Source organism: Lysinibacillus sp. NPDC093197, assembly GCF_044754025.1.
Lineage (GTDB): Bacteria > Bacillota > Bacilli > Bacillales_A > Planococcaceae > Lysinibacillus.
Map to the genome: position 1 here is coordinate 703,650 of NZ_JBIVOH010000001.1, position 16,298 is coordinate 719,947.

17 protein-coding genes are annotated in these 16,298 nt (G+C 37.5%); 6 read left to right on the forward strand and 11 right to left on the reverse strand.

Translation table 11 applies throughout. The annotated features are described in order from the left end of the window. Window positions 1-16: 16 nt before the first annotated feature. On the reverse strand, window positions 17-1,057 hold the full coding sequence (locus ACIP9G_RS03620) for a beta-carotene 15,15'-monooxygenase (protein WP_401017448.1): 1,041 nt from the start codon (window positions 1,055-1,057) through the stop codon (window positions 17-19). 154 nt (window positions 1,058-1,211) lie between these two features. Next, entirely contained in the window at window positions 1,212-2,111 is a 900-nt protein-coding gene (locus ACIP9G_RS03625; protein WP_401017450.1) for an AraC family transcriptional regulator, read from the reverse strand. A 108-nt stretch (window positions 2,112-2,219) separates the two neighbouring features. On the opposite strand from ACIP9G_RS03625, the gene ACIP9G_RS03630 reads away from it, so the two are divergent. Both ACIP9G_RS03630 and ACIP9G_RS03635 read left to right on the forward strand, forming a co-directional pair. After that, on the forward strand, window positions 2,220-3,146 hold the full coding sequence (locus ACIP9G_RS03630) for a DMT family transporter (RefSeq protein ID WP_340823913.1): 927 nt from the start codon (window positions 2,220-2,222) through the stop codon (window positions 3,144-3,146). Between the two features lie 180 nt (window positions 3,147-3,326). Further along, window positions 3,327-4,373, forward strand: a complete 1,047-nt coding sequence (locus ACIP9G_RS03635) for a Cj0069 family protein (protein ID WP_401017452.1) — start codon at window positions 3,327-3,329, stop codon at window positions 4,371-4,373. A gap of 135 nt (window positions 4,374-4,508) precedes the next feature. Here ACIP9G_RS03635 and ACIP9G_RS03640 read toward each other — a convergent pair whose 3' ends face one another. Beyond that, a complete protein-coding gene (locus tag ACIP9G_RS03640; protein ID WP_340823910.1) occupies window positions 4,509-5,141 on the reverse strand; it encodes a LysE family transporter in 633 nt (210 codons plus the stop codon). A 276-nt stretch (window positions 5,142-5,417) separates the two neighbouring features. Continuing rightward, the gene (locus ACIP9G_RS03645) at window positions 5,418-6,158 is read right to left on the reverse strand and encodes a tetratricopeptide repeat protein (RefSeq protein ID WP_401017453.1); all 741 of its coding nucleotides are present in this window, start codon (window positions 6,156-6,158) and stop codon (window positions 5,418-5,420) included. 355 nt (window positions 6,159-6,513) lie between these two features. Here ACIP9G_RS03645 and ACIP9G_RS03650 point away from each other — a divergent pair, with 355 nt between their 5' ends. The 3 genes from ACIP9G_RS03650 to nspC all read left to right on the forward strand — a co-directional run bounded on the left by ACIP9G_RS03650 (window position 6,514) and on the right by nspC (window position 9,390). Next, a complete protein-coding gene (locus tag ACIP9G_RS03650; protein ID WP_340823907.1) occupies window positions 6,514-6,702 on the forward strand; it encodes a hypothetical protein in 189 nt (62 codons plus the stop codon). A gap of 322 nt (window positions 6,703-7,024) precedes the next feature. After that, window positions 7,025-8,254: a saccharopine dehydrogenase family protein gene (locus tag ACIP9G_RS03655; RefSeq protein WP_340823905.1), complete on the forward strand. Its 1,230-nt coding sequence runs from the start codon at window positions 7,025-7,027 to the stop codon at window positions 8,252-8,254. Further along, window positions 8,251-9,390, forward strand: a complete 1,140-nt coding sequence (gene nspC / locus ACIP9G_RS03660; RefSeq protein WP_401017456.1) for a carboxynorspermidine decarboxylase — start codon at window positions 8,251-8,253, stop codon at window positions 9,388-9,390. The genes ACIP9G_RS03655 and nspC overlap by 4 nt, the downstream gene beginning before the upstream one ends. A gap of 76 nt (window positions 9,391-9,466) precedes the next feature. On the opposite strand, the gene ACIP9G_RS03665 is transcribed toward nspC, so the two are convergent. The 5 genes from ACIP9G_RS03665 to mce form a co-directional block, all read right to left on the reverse strand. Next, on the reverse strand, window positions 9,467-9,955 hold the full coding sequence (locus ACIP9G_RS03665; protein WP_340823902.1) for a chemotaxis protein CheW: 489 nt from the start codon (window positions 9,953-9,955) through the stop codon (window positions 9,467-9,469). 19 nt (window positions 9,956-9,974) lie between these two features. Further along, window positions 9,975-11,096 carry a M20/M25/M40 family metallo-hydrolase gene (locus tag ACIP9G_RS03670; protein ID WP_401017458.1) on the reverse strand — a complete coding sequence of 374 codons (1,122 nt, stop codon included), beginning with the start codon at window positions 11,094-11,096 and terminating at the stop codon, window positions 9,975-9,977. Window positions 11,097-11,265: 169 nt separating this feature from the next. Beyond that, complete coding sequence (locus ACIP9G_RS03675) at window positions 11,266-12,219, reverse strand: hypothetical protein (RefSeq protein WP_340823899.1); 954 nt, start codon at window positions 12,217-12,219, stop codon at window positions 11,266-11,268. A gap of 146 nt (window positions 12,220-12,365) precedes the next feature. After that, window positions 12,366-13,913 carry an acyl-CoA carboxylase subunit beta gene (locus ACIP9G_RS03680; protein WP_340823898.1) on the reverse strand — a complete coding sequence of 516 codons (1,548 nt, stop codon included), beginning with the start codon at window positions 13,911-13,913 and terminating at the stop codon, window positions 12,366-12,368. Between the two features lie 5 nt (window positions 13,914-13,918). Next, window positions 13,919-14,332, reverse strand: coding sequence for a methylmalonyl-CoA epimerase (gene mce / locus ACIP9G_RS03685; RefSeq protein WP_340823896.1), 414 nt, complete (start codon window positions 14,330-14,332; stop codon window positions 13,919-13,921). Between the two features lie 125 nt (window positions 14,333-14,457). Here mce and prli42 point away from each other — a divergent pair, with 125 nt between their 5' ends. After that, window positions 14,458-14,553: a stressosome-associated protein Prli42 gene (gene prli42 / locus ACIP9G_RS03690; RefSeq protein ID WP_340823895.1), complete on the forward strand. Its 96-nt coding sequence runs from the start codon at window positions 14,458-14,460 to the stop codon at window positions 14,551-14,553. 20 nt (window positions 14,554-14,573) lie between these two features. Here the strand turns inward: prli42 and ACIP9G_RS03695 are convergent, their stop codons facing one another. Further along, a complete protein-coding gene (locus ACIP9G_RS03695; RefSeq protein WP_340823894.1) occupies window positions 14,574-15,581 on the reverse strand; it encodes an aromatic acid exporter family protein in 1,008 nt (335 codons plus the stop codon). Window positions 15,582-15,773: 192 nt separating this feature from the next. Next, window positions 15,774-16,214: a BrxA/BrxB family bacilliredoxin gene (locus ACIP9G_RS03700; RefSeq protein WP_340823892.1), complete on the reverse strand. Its 441-nt coding sequence runs from the start codon at window positions 16,212-16,214 to the stop codon at window positions 15,774-15,776. Between the last annotated feature and the right edge of the window lie 84 nt (window positions 16,215-16,298).

Here is a 16,298-nt window from a genome sequence, read left to right on the forward strand (position 1 = left end):
CGCTTGCTTGTCAACATCATCCTTCATTATTTTCCATTCCCTGCTGTAGTAGTTCTCTCAATTCATGTACTTGATCGGCTTTAATCGCCACGTTATTATAACTTTTTTTAAATCCTAACATAAACGTTACTTCCACAGGTTCTTTCATCTTCAGCATGATTTGTGGATATGCTTCTCCAAAATCACGTGCGATAAAATCAATAGTATCCTTCGATAATTTTTCTTTTAACCGTTCTGGGTCATCTTCTATTTTTTCGATATTAGCAAAGCGAATAGTTGCTCGTTTCATTAAACCTAAAGATAAATAAAGTGAATCATTTGTTGTATAGATAGGATTTAGGCGAACTGCCTGCATATCCGCAATGAAAAATAGGACCGAGTATACATTAAGAATTAACAATAGGATAGATAATATTATTGATTTGTCATGAAGCCACCAATGTATACCGATTGTTTCGATGACGATTGCATGAATCATCATCATTTGAAAGGCGATATAGCTGGAGTTTTTATGCAAAGTTAATCCGGCGCGTTCTCTCCTCTTCCAACTTGCAAAACCGTAATAAAGAACGAGTAAATCTGTACAGAGCAATTGAATAATAGGGTACTTAGGTGCATGTTTTTCAACAGCTTGCGGAAAAGAGAAAATATCTGGTAGTGCGCTTACCCGTACATCCCTTAAAATTTTAGGCATATAGTAGACAAGCGTTGTAACAAATACAAGCTCAATAACGAGTAGTGCCCCTTCAATCGCAAATCCAGCCCATGTTACTGCAACGAACGGCTGCAAATGATCTATTGGAATAATAAACCGTGCAGCAATACAGCCTGAAGCGGCTAAAACAATCGCTTGCTTGACAGAAAACTTTCGTTTATAAAGCATAAATAACACTGGTATAACAATTATAAAATCGAGTAATGAACCGACTACAACGCCTGCTGTTTCGGCTGGTAAAATGGACAAACCAAGTCCGGTGTTATAAAGCGAGTAGTTACTAATTAATACAACTATTAAAAACACAAGCCAAATATTTTGCTTCTTTTTTAAGGCTAACATGTCGTATCTCTCCTTTTAGAATACCATCGCTTCTAATTCTACTTTTAACTATATAAATAACTTTAAAATATTTGGTATAATTTGCAAACCCTTTCACAAAACAAACTGCAAATAATTTTCAAACATGTCATGGATTGTTCACTGATTTGTCCAGTCATTCTATACTACGTTGTTGTGCTAGAAATTTTTTACGATACACATGCGGTGAATAGCCCGTATACTCCTTAAACCGTTCAATATAGTAGCTAACTGTACTAAAGCCAGTTAGCGACGCAATAAAAGTGATGGAATGCTCACTATCTCGCAATAGTTCTATACTTTTTCGTAAACGATAATGTAAAAGATACGTAAAAGGTGTGATGCCAACAATTTTTTTAAAGAAACGACTACATTCTGCCCTGCTTATAAAAACATGTGCAGCTAACATTTCAAGCGTTATTTTTTCTTGATAATGGCTATGGATAAAATCGAGCATTTCTTTTGCACGCTCATGTTGAACAATTATAGATGACTGCATCGTTTCTACTGTTAGCTTTGATTGCATTAATATCGATTCCCAGATCAATAATAATGTTCTCCACACCTGAATTTCAAAATAGGCATTTCGGTCTTTTAATAGCTGAGCCGTTCTTTCAACAGCTTGCGCAAGCTCTCCAGAAAGCTTTACAAATGGCAGTCTATTATTTTCTACATATGGACTCACATATTTAGCTGTCAATATACTCCCTTCATGTCCTCCCAATAATTTAGGATCTACATTAATACAAAAGAGCTTCGACTGTTCAACGTTATAAGGCTGTGCTTCATGCAAACATGCTGCGTTGACAAACAAGCCATCTCCCTCCTCAAGTACTAATACATCAGCACCTACACGATATTTGACACACCCACTTACCACATAGACAAATTGAATTTCCTTATGCCAATGTAATGGTAAAAAATCACGGCGATCTACCCGCAAATGCGTTTCATATAATGCGACTGGAAATGCATTGGAGCCATGTAACGTTAATTCCTGTAAATCCTTCGCTACTTTAATGTGCGTTAGTGCCATTGTTATCACCTCAATATATTGATATTTTCAACCATATAATTCGATATTTTGTCTTGTAATAAGTATTTATAATAACTTTATATTGATAGTTTAGGAGATGCTATAGTGATGAATCAACAAAATAAAAAAAAACATATCTTTGGTTTTATTCTTGTCATTCTCGGTGCAAGCTTTTGGGGAATTGGTGGAACAGTCGCGCAAAAACTTTTCCAACAAGAACAAATTGAGGTTGGTTGGCTCGTTTCGAGTAGACTTTTGCTTGCAGGTATCCTGTTAATTGCCATCTACAAAATTACACATCGCCAACACTCCATCTTTGTCATGTGGCGAACAAAGAAAGATGCTTTTAGACAAATTCTGTTTAGTTTACTCGGCATGCTTGCTGTACAATACACATACATGATGTCAATTGCTATCGGCAATTCTGCTGTAGCGACTTTACTGCAATATTTAGCCCCTCTTTTCATCATCGCTTTTTATATCATACAAAGACATAGCAAATTAACGAAGCAAGATGGCATTGCAGTAACACTTACACTTACAGGTACTACTTTATTGCTGACGAATGGCTCTTTTTCCACACTTTCCGTTCCAATGATGAGCGTAATTTGGGGTGTGTTATCGGGGCTTTCGGTCGCTTTTTATACATTGTATGCTGTGCCACTTTTACAGCAATTTCATTCTTTACTTGTGGTCGGTTGGGCAATGTTAATTGGGGGTTCAGTAATGAGCATTTTTTATCAGCCTTGGCATATCGATCTTTCCACGTGGACCATTGCAACGAGCGCTTACTTTTTCTTTATCATTATTTTTGGGACAATGCTTGCCTTCTGGTTCTATATTGCAAGTTTGCATTATTTATCACCAAAAGAAACAAGCTTACTTGGTAGCCTGGAACCATTAACGGCTGTTTTAACAAGTGTGCTTTGGCTACAAATTCCCTTTGGAGGCTTCCAAATGCTTGGTACTTTACTTATTCTATGCATGATTTTATATCTTACTGTATTTCAGAAAAAGCAACATGACTTGGGATAAAAAACCAATTTATTAGTAGATTACTTTAAAATTAGATAATTCCAAAAATTATTAGTCACAAACTACTAGATTGAAAATTTCAACTATGAATTTATATATAAATTTTACATATTTCATATATCTTTTCTCCTTGTTTGTCCAGTATACTAAAAAATATCATGAAAATAAGGAGGTATGTATATGAATAGAAAAGTAATTTTCTTCGAAGTACATGGAGGCACTGATAAGGGACCCGATGGCTTCAGACAAGATACGATGCCGATGGTAAATGCACTTAAACAACGTGGGCAAGATGCGGAAGTAGTGTTCTTTGATATAACAAAAAAAGAAGAAATTTTTGAGTACGTCAAAGAACATGGCATTGCCTATGTATCCCGTATTAATCCTGGTAATCTAGAACACGAGGAAGAATATTTTGAGATGCTTCGTGATTTATGTGCAACTGGTGTCATTGGCATGCCACATCCTGATGCAATGATTGGCTACGGTTCGAAAGATGTATTATCCAAATTAGTCTCTACAAATTTAGTACCTGATGATACATTTGCTTATTACACAATTGACGCATTTAAGGCACAACTTCCTACCTCCCTTGCGATCACTGAGCGAGTATTAAAGCAAAACAGAGGCTCAACTGGCGAAGGTATATGGCGAGTAAAGTTAGTTGAACCGCTTGCTGCTGGTACTAAAGAAGTACCACTTGATGCCAAAATTAAATGTACCGAGGCAAAAGATAATCATGTTGAGTATTGGAAGCTTGGCGAGTTCATGACATTTTGCGAGCAGTACATCACTGGCACAAACGGAATGCTAATTGATATGCGTTTCCTTCCACGTATTACTGAAGGTGAAATCCGCTTATTTATGTTGCGTGACAAACCAGTTCACGTGGTACATAAAAAACCAGCCGATAGTGAAGATGCCTTTAGTGCAACACTTTTCTCTGGTGCTCAATATCGCTACGACAAACCAGAGGATTGGGAAGAACTTGTACAAAACTTTTTAACACAACTACCACTTGTAACTAACTTATTAGGCAATTACGACCTACCACTTATTTGGACAGCTGATTTCATGCTTGATACAAATGAAACAGGTGAAGATTGTTACATTTTAGGGGAGATGAATTGTTCATGTGTAGGCTTTACTTCTGAACTAACTTTGGCCCATCAAGTAGCAGAGGAAATTTTAGCTTGCATTCATGAACATCGTGAAATTACTGCATAACCATTGCTTATAATAGCTTCAAAGACTATAGACGAATCGTTTATAGTCTTTTTTATTCTGAAGATAGTATTTTGTTGCAATATAAAAGGCATTGAGAAATCCCCTTCTCAATGCCTTTTGTCGATGCTTATCTTTTTATCTGTACATTTTAATTCCTTGAATAAATTCATAAATGAAATAGCCTGCGAAACCAATTAATAAGACTCCTGATATCATTGTAAGTGTTTTAATCATCTTACGACTCATCGCCTTACGTGTTACCGAAACAATTGTCATTAAACCTATGTCGTGCAGTAAAATACCACTAAGTATTCCAGCAGCGATTACTAGGAAGCTTGCCGATTCACCTTGATTATACGATTTTGCTAGAACTACACCGAATACATTTACCCAAAAAACGAGGTTTCCTGGCGAAATGGCCACTAGCAACCCATTTAGATACGAGGCGAAAAATGACTTTGTCACCTTTTCACCCGCGAGCGTAATATCCTTGTCGGCATTTTTAATAGAATCTAGCCCAAGTAAAAACAAAAAACCGGCTCCAATAATCCACATTGGCAGTTGAATTATCGGCATGGCTAATATAGAAGCAAGTCCCATATAAAGGGCAAAAACTAATACTACATCAACCGTCATACCACCAAGCCCTACCGCCCAGCCATGTATAAAGCCATTTTTTAACCCCTGCTTTGTCATTTCGACAGTAATGGCTCCAACAGGCATTGCAATAGCCAGTCCAACTAATACATACGCAACATATAAACTCAAACAAACACTTCTTTCATGCTATAAAATAAGCTTCTTACGTCCGTTTATATAAATATTCTAGCATAAAAATACAGAAATAGCTTATTTTTTTATATTTATTCATTACTAAGTGCCAGTCACTCAAACAATTTATAAAAATTCACGTAAAAAAACTACTTAATATCCTGCGAGAACGCATACTTGTTCAGTGCCAGTCACCCAAACAATTTATAAATATACATAGCGTGCTTTGCATAAAAATTGAAGTGGTTTTTATCGTATAAAATTATTTCCTGCTTACAACATCTGTTTCTTCCATTGAGCAAGTAGATCCTCCGACTTAGCAATTTCAATCTTTAACTCAACTTGCTTAGCAGAGCAACGTTTTTGCGCTTTTTGCCAAGCTTCCTCCAATGCAGGTATGTAGCTTAAATTTTTTGTGGATGCCACTAGCTGGAAAAAGATATTCCCTTGAATATAGTACCAACGAGGATTCATACTATCTAGCTGAATCGCCTCTTCAATGAGACGAAGTGCCAAATATGGGCTCGCTTCCAGACGGTTAATAAATTGTGCAAATGCTCCCCAGTAAAGTGCTAGATTGGGCTGTAGTTTAATAGCCTCCGCATATTGCACCATTGCTTTATCAGGATCTTCTGCAAGGACAAAATATTCAGCCATTGTATAGTATGCATTCGCCTGCGCTTCAATTGACCCCGCTAATAGTTCATCAACTACTTTGCCAAATTGCTCATCATCCTGACTTCCGATATATGCGGCGAGGACATCACGCTCAGGATATGATCCATCAACACGTTCAACACTTTGCTTCATTTTTTCAGCCTTAGGAGTTGGCATATTGGCATATCCGTTTGCCTCTAAAAGTGCCACATGCTGTTGAATAGTTGGAAACGAAGCATCTGCTTCAAATGCTTCATCCACTAATAATGCTTTAGCCAAATTATAGCTTTCTTTTACTTGACCATTTACAAATAATTCATTTACTTGTTGTACTTGTTCATTAAATTGTTTTATCACTATATAATCCTCACCTTCACCAAAAGAAAAGTCTTATAGGTAGTTTACCATCTTTAGAGAGAAAAACAGTAATTATCATGAAAACCAATGCATGAATAACCCGTTTTTTTAATATACATATTGTCACCCTATTGTTACTTCTCAAAAACATTTAGTTTCCGACATGCTGATTATTGAAGCAAAATAATTAGCAATTTGGCTAGTTTAAGAGTAAATACGATAGTCTTAATTTTTTATTTCTAGTTTTTCATCATAATAATAGTTATTAATTGGATATTTTTCTGAATTATGAGATAATTGAAGTAAAATTTCTTTATCTTTGGGGCTAGTAAATTTCATTTTAGGAGGGCTTGCTATGAATCGACGTTTTCATCTGTTATTACTAATAATGGGCAATTTACTTATACTAGGAGCCATTTTCATTTATGCTTTGCAAAGTCAAGTGCAAGTGGCCTTCAGCACCTATGGCCTCGTGATGGGATTATTAAGTACGTTACTAATTATTATTTTCTATTTATGGGGGGACGAAGAGCGTCAAGTTTAAGTGCCAGTCACTCACACAATTCTCAAACAATTTATAAATATCCAAGGAATAATCTACGAAGACCTAGCGAGAACGCACGTAATGTAAGACGTATCAAGCCATGCGTAGCGAGCGTTGTGGCTTAAAACGTGCGCACGCAAAGCGCTGTGAATTTCAGTGCCAGTCACTCTCACAATTTAGGTATTCCCCCCTGAGTGTGCCTAATAAATGTAGAAAAAAAAATTTTTTTGTAGAAATTTAAAAACAATGATTGAGTAGTATATCAATTTTCTGTATAATCAGCTTGTTTGACAATACTTTATATGAACTTGGGGGTAGACAATTGGGTAAAGCATTGATTATAGGAGCTGGCGGAGTAGCCAGTGTTGTGGTACACAAGTGTGTTCAGAATTCGGACGTATTTGAGGAAATTTGTATCGCAAGCAGAACTGTTTCAAAATGTGACGCTCTAAAAGAAAAACTAGACGGCGGAAAAACAAAGATTCATACTGCACAGGTAGACGCTGACAATACTGAAGAATTAATCGAGCTTATTAAAAGCTTCGGACCAGATGTTGTTATTAACGTAGCGTTACCTTATCAAGACTTAACGATTATGGATGCTTGCTTAGCGACAGGTGTGCACTATGTGGATACTGCAAACTACGAGCCACCTGAAACGGCAAAATTTGAATATAAATGGCAATGGGCTTATAAAGAAAAGTTTGAAAAAGCTGGCTTAACTGCTCTACTTGGTAGTGGATTTGATCCAGGCGTAACAGGCGTTTTCACTGCGCATGCTCAAAAACATGAATTCGACGAAATCCACTATATCGATATCGTAGATGCCAACGCTGGTGACCACGGTTATCATTTCGCAACAAACTTTAATCCAGAAATCAACATTCGTGAAATTACAGCGAATGGTCGTTACTGGAAAGAAGGCGAGTGGATTGAAACAGCACCACTTGAGAAAAAAGAAGTTTACAACTTACCGGAAATTGGACCAAAAGATATTTACTTGCTGTATCATGAAGAATTAGAATCAATTGCTAAAAACATTAAAGGTTTAAAGCAAATTCGATTCTGGATGACATTCTCTGAAAAATACTTAACACACTTAAAAGTCCTAGAAAATGTAGGCATGACTTCAATTGAACCAATCGAATTCGAAGGTCAAATGATTCAGCCAATCCACTTCTTAAAAGCAGTATTACCAGATCCGGCATCACTAGGACCACGCACAAAAGGTAAAACAAATATCGGCTGTATTTTCCGTGGTTTAAAAGATGGCAAGGAAAAAACTTACTACGTATATAACGTATGTGACCACGAAGAATGCTATAACGAAGTTGGTTCACAAGCGATTTCTTACACTACAGGCGTACCAGCAATGATTGGTGCAATGCTTGTTATGAACGGTCAATGGCAAAAGCCTGGCGTTTGGAACGTAGAAGAATTCGATCCAGATCCATACATGGATGCTTTAAATAAATGGGGTCTTCCATGGCAAGAAAGTCATAATCCAGAATTACTTGACCTTGAGATTGATGCGAAGGAACATAGCCGATGAAACCAATTGATTTCACAAAAGTTCCTTCACCTTCTTATGTAGTGGATGAACGACTTTTAACAAAAAATCTTGAGCTTTTAAAGTCTATTCAAGATCGTACTGGCTGTCGTATTTTACTTGCACTTAAAGGGTTTTCAATGCATTCAACATTCCCTTTAGTTGGTGAATACTTAGCTGGTATTACATCAAGCTCTCTATTTGAAGCGCGTCTTGGTTATGAAAAAATGGGTAAAGAAGTTCACGTTTATGCACCTGCTTACGTAGAGCATGAAATGGACGAGCTTCTTGGCTATGTGGATCACATCGTCTTTAACTCTTTCAACCAATGGGCTCAATACAAGGACAAAGTAAAAGCTGCTGGTAAAACAATTGAATGTGGTATTCGCGTAAATCCTGAGTACTCTGAAATTGAAACAGCACTATACGATCCTTGCTATACGAACTCTCGTCTTGGTACAACATTAGCAAACTTCGACAAATCTCAACTTGACGGTATTGATGGCTTACACTTCCATGCGATGTGTGAGCAAAACTCTGATACTTTAGATCGTATCATTGAAGTTGTCGAAGAAAAATTTGGTGATGTTTTACACCAAATGAAATGGCTAAACTTCGGCGGTGGTCACCATATCACTCGTGAAGATTATGATGTTGAAAAACTAGTGAATATCATTAATTATATTCAAGATAAATACAATCTTCTTGTTTATTTAGAGCCTGGTGAAGCTGTGGCACTAAATACAGGTTACCTAGTAGCAACGGTTCTAGATATTCAGAAAAACGGAATGGACTTAGCTATTTTAGACACTTCTGCAACTTGTCATATGCCAGACGTGCTTGAAATGCCCTACCGTCCAATGATTATCGGTTCAGGACAAGCAAATGAGCTAGCACACACGTATCGCTTAGGAGGGCTTACATGCCTTGCTGGTGATGTTATCGGTGATTACTCATTTGACGAACCATTAAAACCAGGAGATCGCCTTGTTTTCACAGATATGGCGCACTACTCAATGGTAAAAAATCATATGTTTAACGGTGTAAACCTGCCATCTATCGTTTCTTATAACGATGAAGAAGGCATAAAAGTAATTCGTGAATTTAAGTTTGAAGACTATAGTGGTCGACTTTCTTAATTCAAATAAAAACCCCTCCAACATTGTTAGTTGGAGGGGATTTTTTAAAATCTTTCTGCATTTCGTCGTATATTAATTAGGCTTCTACGTTTTCTTTCTCATTCTCAAGCATTTTGTGTAAATAATTGATAATTTCTCGAATGCCCTCTAAAGAATTTACGAGTATTTTCGGATCTACATAAGTAATCATACGATTTTCTAAATTCGCCACTGCTGTAAAATAGCGTGTTTTAGAATAATTAACAAGACCCATTTGCTTTAAAACAGATTCATCTAAATCGAGAATTTCTCTAGCTTCTGTTACGAGCAGCCCGTAGTTCACTACATCTGTATTTAACACAATAACACGCGCTGTCGGTGCATTTGACGTACGGTTATAAAGAATACGTTCAAAATCTAATACCGGAATAAGTTCTCCTCGATTTCTAGTAAAACCTAGTAAATAATTTGGTAAATGCGGGATCGGGGTTACTTGCTCTAATTTTTCAATGGATATTGCTTGCTCCACCGGTACAGCATATTCCTCTGTACCACATGCAAATACTACTGCTTTTACACTTTCCATGAGGTCACTTCCTTCTATTTTAGCGCTCGTGTTTAGCTGTTTCTTTAACGATTTCAACTAACAAATCTGCCAGCTTTTCTAATTCTTCTACAGGAATCTTTTCATTTGTTGTATGAATATCTTCATACCCCACTGATAGGTTCACCGTAGGGATACCAAAACCTGCAATAATATTAGCATCAGAGCCGCCACCAGAGATACCTAATTGAGGTGTTCTGTCAATATTACTCGCTGCCGCCATAGCTATTTGTACGACTTTATCCGACTCTGTTACACGGAAGCCTGGATACATTAGTTTTACTTCTACTTCAGCATGTGCACCCATTGAAGCTGCAACTTGCTCAAACGTATCTTGCATATGCTTTGTTTGGGCATCTAGCTTCGTCTTATCAATTGAACGTGCTTCTGCTAAAATATTCACTTCATCGCACACGATGTTTGTAGCTTGCCCACCTTCAAAGCGGCCAATATTCGCTGTTGTTTCTTCATCCAATCGCCCAAGCTTCATTTGTGCAATACATTTTGAAGCAACAGTAATTGCGGATATCCCTTTCTCAGGAGCAACACCTGCATGCGCTGTTTTACCGATAATTTTCGTGAAAATTTTCGCTTGGAATGGCGCTGCTGTCACGATTCCACCAACTTTGCCATCACTGTCAACTGCAAAGCCGTATTTTGCGATAATAGCAGTAGGATCCAATTCTTTCGCTCCTACTAGACCACTCTCTTCTCCTGCAGTAATGATGAACTGGATGTCACCGTGTTGAATTTGTTGCTCTTTTAAACGTTTTGCCATTTCAAACATAGCAGCTAGACCCGCTTTATCGTCAGCACCTAAAATCGTTGTGCCGTCAGAAACGATATAGCCATCTTCACGAAGAGAAGGTTTAATACCTTTTCCTGGTACAACCGTATCCATATGGGAAGTGAAATAGATTGGCTCTATATTTAAAGAACCTTTTAATGTCGCGATAATATTTCCAGCACCGTGACCATTACGAGTATGTGCATCATCTTGCACTACAGAAAAACCAAGTGCTGTTAATTTTTCAATTAGAACTGGTGCAATAAGCTGTTCGTGTTTTGTCTCTGAATCGATTTGTACGAGCTCAAAAAACTCTTCTACTAAACGACTTGTCATGTTGTAAAACTCCCTTGATTTACGTGTTTTTCACGTCATAATATATGTATTAGTTTAGCACATTGACTGAAGAGTTGGAATAATACGCTAGTAGTAACTTCTTTAATTTGTATGATAAATCACTAAAAGCCTGTGAAAAGAGTATACGTCACTCTTTCCACAAGCTTTTTTATAGTTGTAAAATCACTTTCTTTTCTGTTTGTAGTACTTCCAAATATTCAAGTGCTCTATTATGTTTTTCCTGTAAACGTCTAATTGTATTATGTACATCATCCTGTACACGTGATACTTGTTCTCTTGCCGTAGAAATTTTTGAATGGACTGACCAAGCTGAAAAAATATCATCAAAGAAATAATCTGCAAATTTTACGAAGCCATCTGTTTCAACTTGCAAAGATTTAGTAGACATATCCTGTACATCAAGTAATTCATTATGAAATCGTTGCAAAGCAATTTGTGCATTATGAAGGTAGCTTTCGGTTTTATCAAGCGCATCATGCTTTAAATGTGTGGCGATAAGCCCACCGCCAAAAAACGTATCCCATGTCGAATATCCACTCGCTGAGTGCAGTGATGCAGCCGCCTGCCCAAGTTTAGTAAGCGCAATGTCACCCGCATCCTCCGCTTCTTTTATTTCGGAAATTAACTGCTTCGTTATAAGCTCTTCATTTGCAAGCTGTTCTATTTTCTGAGCGACTTCGGGTTCATGTAATTGGAGATAGTTTTTCTTTTTTATATGTAGTATGTCTAATGCTTCTTGAAGTTGTTTTTCATTAATTTGCTTGAGCTTTTGATTAACTTGCTCAAAATCAATAGTTAAGTCTTTCAGCATTTTTTTCGCTTCATTGATTTTCAATTCCAAAATGGCTGCCTTATCGACTTTCTCTGCACGCAACTCATCTTGTTGTCCAGTCCATGTACGAAACATATTCATAAACGAAAAACCCTCTAGCTTATCAAGTTTCATACGAATTTGATTGTGTTCAATAGAATGCTTATTAATTTCCTGCTGTGCATGCTCGATTTGTCCTTCAATTAAAAACCTTTGCTCTCTTAATCGATTAGCATTTCTTAGCTGTCCTTGAAGTTTTTCCTGCTCAGTCTGTAAATGTTGCCATTCCATTCATCTCAACTCCTCTTTTGTATTTGTACGGATGAGCGAAAGAAATGTTTCAATTATCTGCCATTTTATAAATTTCTTTTTTTGACTATTGTTTTATTATTCATACAAAAACCCAGCAACCAAATGGCTACTGGGTTTGTCCATTATTATAGCGGAATGTTTCCGTGTTTTTTCTCTGGACGTGTTTCGTGTTTGTTTGACAGCATATCTAATGCTTGGATAAGTTTAATACGTGTATCGCGTGGATCGATAACATCATCCACCATACCACGAGATGCTGCCACGTATGGATTGGCAAACTTCTCTTTGTACTCTTCAATTTTCGCAGCACGCGTTGCTTCTGGATCTTCAGACTTTGCAATTTCACGCGCGAAGATAATATTTGCAGCACCCGCTGCACCCATTACCGCAATTTCAGCATTTGGCCAAGAGAACACTAGGTCAGCGCCAATTGATTTAGAGTTAAGTGCAACGTAAGCACCACCATATGCTTTACGTAAAATTACTGTAATTTTTGGTACAGTTGCTTCTGAATATGCATAAAGAATTTTAGCACCATGACGGATAATTCCACCATGCTCTTGTTTTACGCCTGGGAAGAATCCAGAAACGTCTTCAAATGTGATAATTGGTACATTGTACGCATCACAAGTACGGATGAAGCGAGCTGCTTTATCAGAAGAATCGATATCAAGACCACCAGCTAAAACTTTAGGTTGGTTACATACAAGCCCTACTGATTCACCTGCAATACGCGCAAAGCCTACTACTACATTTTTCGCAAATTCAGAGTGAACTTCCATGAATGAACCTTCGTCTACTACTTGTTCCACTACTTTACGCACATCGTATGGGCGAGTTGTTTCGATTGGAACAGTATCCACGATTTCTGGACGGTAATCGTCACCTTCAGGACGTGCTTGACGAGGTGCTTTTTCTTTATTGTTTTGTGGTAAGTAACCTAATAATTGTTTAATTTGATCAATGGCTGCTTCTTCAGATGGTGCACGGAAGTGAGCGTTACCACTTACTGCATTATTCACTTTAGAGCCACCAAGGTCTTCAGCAGAGATTTTTTCACCTGTTACTGTTTCAATAACTTTTGGTCCAGTAATGAACATTTGAGATGTTTTATCAACCATTAGGATAAAGTCTGTGATAGCTGGAGAATAAACTGCTCCACCTGCACAAGGTCCCATAATTACTGAGATTTGCGGAATAACACCAGAGTAAATCGCATTACGGTAGAAGATATGTCCGTAACCGTCTAGAGAAAGTACACCCTCTTGAATACGTGCGCCGCCTGAATCGTTAATGCCGATGAACGGCGTGCCATTTTTAGCAGCAAGATCCATTACTGTCGCCATTTTTTTAGCGTGCATTTCACCAAGTGCTCCACCAAATACAGTGAAATCTTGAGAGAATAAGTAAACTGGACGTCCGTTAATTTTACCAAAACCCGTTACTACGCCGTCGCCAGGGCCTTCCATTTTGTCCATCCCGAAATCTACTGTACGGTGTGTAATGAATGGGTTAATTTCGAAAAACGTACCTTCGTCTAGTAATAATTCAATACGCTCACGAGCAGTTAGCTTACCTTTTTCATGTTGCTTTTCGATGCGTTCATAGCCACCGCCAAGCTCAATTACCGTCTTACGATCATATAAGTCATTAATTTTATCGAACATATCCATACTAATCACTTTTCCCCTTTTCCACTTTTATCACATAATTCATATAGCACACCGAAAGATGATTTAGGATGCAAGAAAGCAACCTCCGCACCACCAGCACCTGGTCCTGGCTCTTCTGATAAAAGGCGCACACCTTTTTCACGAAGTTCTGCCATACGCTCACGAATTCCTGTTACACCGAAAGCAACATGGTGAATACCTTCGCCACGCTTTTCGATGAATCCGTGAATAGTACTTTTTTCGCTCATCGGTTCTAGTAATTCTAGTTTCACGTTGCCAGCGTCAATAAATGCAACACGAACTTGCTGAGATTCAACCTCTTCCACTTTCAGTAACTTTAAACCTAAAGTTTCTGTATAATATGTAATGCGTTCATCAAGATCGCGCACTGCAATCCCAATATGGTCTACTTTCTCCATGGTGACATCTCCTTCTGTTATGGTACATACCCTATTTTACAGATTTTTTTGTCAAAACTCTACTACTTGAGAAATTTTTCAGATTTGCTAAACTATTTATAAGAAAAGAAGGAGCGAACGAGCATATGAGTAATAAAAAATTTCAGAAAATCGTTGTTTATACTATGATTGCAATTATGATAATCTCATCTCTTGCATTTGGTTTATCAATGCTAGTTTAAGAAAGTGCGAAGCGTCCACACTACTGTGGGCGCTTTCCTTTTACCTTTAAACCCTTGAATGATTGCTTTATCTCTAAATAACGATCCATTTCTTCAATGAATTGATAGAGCGCAGCCTGAGCAATAAACTCTTGATGATTTGTCGGTAACGGTAATTCGGCAAAATCTCTCTTTGCTAGCTCTAATTTCTCCCTAAAATGACCTGCAGTATTTCCTGAATGGACATGCTCTCCAAGATCTTGTAGGAAGTCCGCAACGATTTCAGCCTCTTGTACTATAACAGGTAGTGCAGTTATTTTCGGGAGTACTCGTTCAATTATTTCAAGCTGTTGTTCACGCATATCAAAATATACATAGTAATCATTTTGTCTTCGAGTAAAATGATTTTCAACATCTTTAAAAGCTAATGATTTGGCATCATTCAACGTTTTGATAGCTTGAATAATTTCCTGCCCATCCCACAATGTATCGCCTTGTCTTAAATAGCTGGCAATTTCCAGAAAAATCTTGCTGTATAGTTCCTCTATTTTAACTCTATAGTAATTTAATTCCTTTTGAATGTCCGGCATATACATATTTATCGCTATTCCAGTACCATAACCTATAGCCATCAAAGCAAACTCATTAGTAACAAGTGCTAACGAAAAGCCCTTAGCAGCGTATATATGCATAATAATGACCGCACTTGATACAAAGCCATCTGCTACCTTTAACGACACAATAGTCGGTATAAACAATACAAGCATTCCTGCCAAAGTTAGCGGGTGATAAGAAAATAACTCAAAGCTCAAAAATGCATACAGCATACCAACTATGCTTGCGACAAAGCGGGTATAAGCAGCATGAAGTGATTTTTTCTTTGTTGGCTGCACACATAGGATCGTTAGAATACCAGCTGAAGCATAAGAAGCCAATTCAAAATACTGCGCAATCGCAATGGCAATAGCTGCCCCGATTGCTGTTTTTAATGTACGATAGCCGATTGAAAATTTCTTCAAGTCGACTGCCTCCCATCCTGCAACTTTCATAACGAATAGTTATTCATTAGAAGCTTATCTTATCTAGTAAAAATTTTTAGTTAGCAAGACATTTATTTAGCCAATATTACAAAAATTCCAAAAGGATTTGACTAAAGTGCACAAGTCACTCTAGCCAAATAAATAAAAGCTAAACCCTATTTTTATCTCACCATGCATAGGTATGGAGATTATTGAAAAATATTAAAGCTCTTCACAATATTCTTCAAAATTTGCTTGTAAGTTTGTCACTACTGACATTGGATCATGGCCTTCAATTTCATAACGACCAACTTCTGCTACTACTTGTCCATCTTTTAAAAGAACAAATGATGGAGAAGATGGTAGGTGGTCTTCACCGAAGTGATAACGAGCAGCTGCTGTAGCTTCTTTATCTTGACCTGCAAATACAGTAACTAAATGATCTGGTCGTTTATCGTAATGCACGCATTGAGCTGCTGCTGGTCGAGCAATGCCTCCCGCACAGCCACATACTGAATTTACCATAACTAATGTGATACCTGGACGAGCAAACGCCTCTTCAACAGCTTCTGGTGTGCGTAATTGCTCATAACCTGCAGCCTCAATTTCTGCACGTGCTGTTTTTAAAATTTCTTGCATAAATAAATCGTAATCCATATTCATAAAGCGATAGCTCCTTTCAATTTCGCGCTCATCTTTAAGCTTTGTATGCTTTAGATAGCGCTCATACATCTCCTATCATAGCAG

Bases quoted from the DNA above. Each gene is read 5' to 3' on its own strand.
- ACIP9G_RS03675 (WP_340823899.1), bottom strand. From the start codon at position 12,219: ATGGAATGGCAACATTTACAGACTGAGCAGGAAAAACTTCAAGGACAG.
- ACIP9G_RS03620 (WP_401017448.1), bottom strand. From the start codon at position 1,057: ATGTTAGCCTTAAAAAAGAAGCAAAATATTTGGCTTGTGTTTTTAATA.
- nspC (WP_401017456.1), top strand. From the start codon at position 8,251: ATGAAACCAATTGATTTCACAAAAGTTCCTTCACCTTCTTATGTAGTG.
- ACIP9G_RS03635 (WP_401017452.1), top strand. From the start codon at position 3,327: ATGAATAGAAAAGTAATTTTCTTCGAAGTACATGGAGGCACTGATAAG.
- ACIP9G_RS03680 (WP_340823898.1), bottom strand. From the start codon at position 13,913: ATGGATATGTTCGATAAAATTAATGACTTATATGATCGTAAGACGGTA.
- ACIP9G_RS03630 (WP_340823913.1), top strand. From the start codon at position 2,220: ATGAATCAACAAAATAAAAAAAAACATATCTTTGGTTTTATTCTTGTC.
- ACIP9G_RS03670 (WP_401017458.1), bottom strand. From the start codon at position 11,096: ATGACAAGTCGTTTAGTAGAAGAGTTTTTTGAGCTCGTACAAATCGAT.
- ACIP9G_RS03650 (WP_340823907.1), top strand. From the start codon at position 6,514: ATGAATCGACGTTTTCATCTGTTATTACTAATAATGGGCAATTTACTT.
- prli42 (WP_340823895.1), top strand. From the start codon at position 14,458: ATGAGTAATAAAAAATTTCAGAAAATCGTTGTTTATACTATGATTGCA.
- ACIP9G_RS03700 (WP_340823892.1), bottom strand. From the start codon at position 16,214: ATGAATATGGATTACGATTTATTTATGCAAGAAATTTTAAAAACAGCA.
- ACIP9G_RS03695 (WP_340823894.1), bottom strand. From the start codon at position 15,581: ATGAAAGTTGCAGGATGGGAGGCAGTCGACTTGAAGAAATTTTCAATC.
- ACIP9G_RS03625 (WP_401017450.1), bottom strand. From the start codon at position 2,111: ATGGCACTAACGCACATTAAAGTAGCGAAGGATTTACAGGAATTAACG.
- mce (WP_340823896.1), bottom strand. From the start codon at position 14,332: ATGGAGAAAGTAGACCATATTGGGATTGCAGTGCGCGATCTTGATGAA.
- ACIP9G_RS03665 (WP_340823902.1), bottom strand. From the start codon at position 9,955: ATGGAAAGTGTAAAAGCAGTAGTATTTGCATGTGGTACAGAGGAATAT.